Below are 2,889 nucleotides of genomic sequence, written 5' to 3'. Positions count from 1 at the left end.
TCGATGGAAGGATTGAAGGTACGCTAACCTACAGTAGATCTGCGAGCGGTAAATCGAAGGAGCTCAGGTTAGAGCTTGTATTCGATCACGGCATGACAAGGTATGGAGCTATGCTGGCCAGAATGAAAATGCCAGGCGAAGTACGGTTTTCGTGGAAACCAGCGTTGGATAGCGTGATATACATCCTTGCATCCAGTTTGAGTCCAATTTCCCCCGAGACGGGTGATGGAGAAAGCCTGTATAAAAGGACAGGTGGTAATGGGTGATGCGTGGTCGAAGATAAGATCGGCTAAGCTGAGGCTGGTACTCGACATACCCTTTGCGTCGGATGTAATAGACGAGACGGAGATAGCGATAAAGCCCTCATCTTAGAAAAATTTTTAGGTTATAAAGAAACCCCGTATTTGTGAAACTCTCGCTAAGGTGCGACGCTGAAACTGCTTTGAGGACGATCGAGGAGTTTTTCAGAACGAGAGAATTAAAATTCGAAAAGAGGGTTTACTACACAAGAATCGGTTTGAGAAAGGTGGAGTACGAGTTGGAAGGGGGAATGGTGGTCGTTGTAGTTTACTTAAATGGAGTCGACGTAAAAATCCCGAGAAATCTTAAAGATTTGGGGCAAATTCTCAGCGTTTACGAGGTGAGAGGAGAAGAAGAAATAAAGAAAAAAGACCATCATGACTTAAAACTCGATCTTCAGATATACGAAGGGAAGCTGAAAGTTGCGAAGCGGGGAATTGTAATTAGGTCGATAATTCTGCTGTTTATAGTATTCCTCGCAAATCCTCACCTCAACGCCGGAATGATTGTCCTTCTCCTTTTTCTAATGCTCGCGTTTCCGGAGGCAAGATCTCGCTTCAGTCTTGCCGAACCGACGGAATGGGCTATTCCGCTTTTACTCCCCTACTACGCTAAAAAGATCAGAGAAGTCAAAGAAAGACTTAGCTCAAGGTAGCTTCCTTATTCTGAACTCGCAAACGTCATAGCCGGTTCCCCAGCATTTAACTTCCTCGACTTCATAAACCTCTCCGCTTTTCTTCCTAAGAACTCCTTCGATTATCCCTTCGTCGATCTTGCAGTAGGGCTTTCCAACAGCGGGAAGATGAGCGCAGTTGTAACAATCCTCCACAACGAATTTTTCTTTGCTTACCTCCGCAACTTTCCCGAGCTTTAGCTTCTCCCAGAGGTCAGCTAAGGACTCCAAGCCGTCGTCAACCCTTTCGGCGATGGCGAAATATCCCACGTCGAATCCCACTTTTTTAAGAAGCAAGGAGTTATTCAAGCTCACAACGTTTAAAAGCCTGAGAAGCGTTCTAAGGAGTTCTCCTCTGCTTAACTCGAAGTCTTCGAGAATCAGCTTTTCGTGAGGGAGGATGAACTCAGGATTGTGAAGCCTTGATACGTAATACTTCTTTATGAAATTCCTCTCCAACTTCGTCGAAACTACTTTAACAAATCCGAGCCTTTCAAGGTGCTTTAAGTGATGAGAGACGGTGGCTTTGCTTAATTTCAACTCCTTAGAGAGCTGAGTTACCGTTTTAGGTTTCTTCAACGCTTCAAGGATTTTCACCTTGCTTTCGTCGATCACATATTAGCTTCTCGTTCGTACGATATAAATCTATCGGTTCGACATTAATCTAACCGTAAGATTTATATGGAACAAGAGTGGAAAAGAAAGCATGGTGGAGTACGGAGATAATAAGAACAAGATTGGTGTGACGAAGGGAACGGAGCTTGAAGAAGCTGTAAACAACGAGTTCAGAGGAGAAACGATGGAAGTCGGCTTGTATTTAGCAATAGCCAGACAAGCTGAGAGGGAGGGTTATCCGGAAATTGCGGCGATTCTAAAGAGCATAGCTATGGATGAAGCCTATCATGCGGCGAGATTTGCTGAGTTGAACGGAATGATAAAGGATTCGCTGAAGGAAAGCCTTGAGTACATGCTTGAAGGGGAAATGAAGGCGAACAAGTGGAAGAGGGAAGTGGCTGTCAAAGCGAAGGAGCTTGGGATAGACGAAGCTCATGACATATGGGATGAAGCTTCAAGAGATGAATACAGGCATGCCGAAGCTCTTAAAGGTCTGTTGAAAAGGTACTTTTCGTAGTTCGCTTTTCTAAACACCATTTTTTAATTTCAGACACTCGAAGTAAATTTTTATCTTCCGACGAACAATTTCTACATACCGATGATGACCCCTCCCCTAACTGAAAAGTGATGAATTTGCCGATTACTGAGGTTTGAAGAACCCACAGCTTTTGAACCTTATTCTTCCTTCTCTAAAATCTTCAGTCCAGTTCGGAAAGACCTTAGATATCTTATTCTCAAAGTACACGCACCGATAGTGGTCGAGCTTTTTGTAATTCTTGCAATTTAGGCAACCCATGAAATCAAATTAACTTGATATTATTTAAAACTTTCTGGAGTAGAAGATATATATTTCTTTGCGAATCTTGAATTATGCTCGTCTTCACCCTCGATGTTGGATCGAGAACGCAAGACTTCATGCTCTTCGACTCGAATGAAAATCCGAGAAACTTCGTTAGAGCAATTCTACCTTCTCCCACGGTTATACTCGGTAGAAAAATAAGGAGGCTTGCAGAAGAAGGAAGGGATGTATTTTTAGCTGGATACACGATGGGTGGAGGTGCAGTTTCACAGGCTGTTAAAGAAGCTGTGGGAAAAGTTAACGTTTTTGCGACGGAAAAAGCCGCTTTAACGATAAACGACGATCTGGAAAAAGTTAAGGAGATCGGAGTTAAAATAACTGAAAACGGTGAGGGAGAAAGGATAGTTCTTAAAGATGTCTTCCTTGAAAGTTACGAAAAATTTCTTGAAAGTTTCTCCCTTGAAATACCGGAGATCATAGCTGTCGCGGTACAAGATCACGG

At 43.2% G+C, this 2,889-nt stretch carries 5 protein-coding genes; 4 read left to right on the top strand and 1 reads right to left on the bottom strand.

Annotated features, from left to right (window positions below):
- The first annotated feature begins 225 nt into the window (after positions 1-225).
- Together F7C14_RS10990 and F7C14_RS10985 are read left to right on the top strand one after the other, a co-directional pair.
- Positions 226-372, top strand: a complete 147-nt coding sequence (locus tag F7C14_RS10990; protein WP_290902889.1) for a hypothetical protein — start codon at positions 226-228, stop codon at positions 370-372.
- Positions 373-406: 34 nt separating this feature from the next.
- Positions 407-955 carry a hypothetical protein gene (locus tag F7C14_RS10985; protein ID WP_290902887.1) on the top strand — a complete coding sequence of 183 codons (549 nt, stop codon included), beginning with the start codon at positions 407-409 and terminating at the stop codon, positions 953-955.
- On the opposite strand, the gene F7C14_RS10980 is transcribed toward F7C14_RS10985, so the two are convergent.
- The gene (locus tag F7C14_RS10980) at positions 947-1,588 is read right to left on the bottom strand and encodes a V4R domain-containing protein (RefSeq protein ID WP_290902885.1); all 642 of its coding nucleotides are present in this window, start codon (positions 1,586-1,588) and stop codon (positions 947-949) included. The two genes, F7C14_RS10985 and F7C14_RS10980, sit on opposite strands and share 9 nt — an antisense overlap.
- Before the next feature lie 91 nt (positions 1,589-1,679).
- On the opposite strand from F7C14_RS10980, the gene F7C14_RS10975 reads away from it, so the two are divergent.
- Together F7C14_RS10975 and F7C14_RS10970 are read left to right on the top strand one after the other, a co-directional pair.
- On the top strand, positions 1,680-2,105 hold the full coding sequence (locus F7C14_RS10975) for a ferritin family protein (protein ID WP_290902883.1): 426 nt from the start codon (positions 1,680-1,682) through the stop codon (positions 2,103-2,105).
- A gap of 353 nt (positions 2,106-2,458) precedes the next feature.
- A partial coding sequence (locus tag F7C14_RS10970) for a DUF1786 family protein (protein WP_290902881.1) occupies positions 2,459-2,889 on the top strand: 431 nt, incomplete at its 3' end.

This window comes from Ferroglobus sp. (assembly GCF_015521575.1).
Lineage (GTDB): Archaea > Halobacteriota > Archaeoglobi > Archaeoglobales > Archaeoglobaceae > Ferroglobus.
This window is presented reverse-complemented; position numbering and strand designations above follow the sequence as displayed.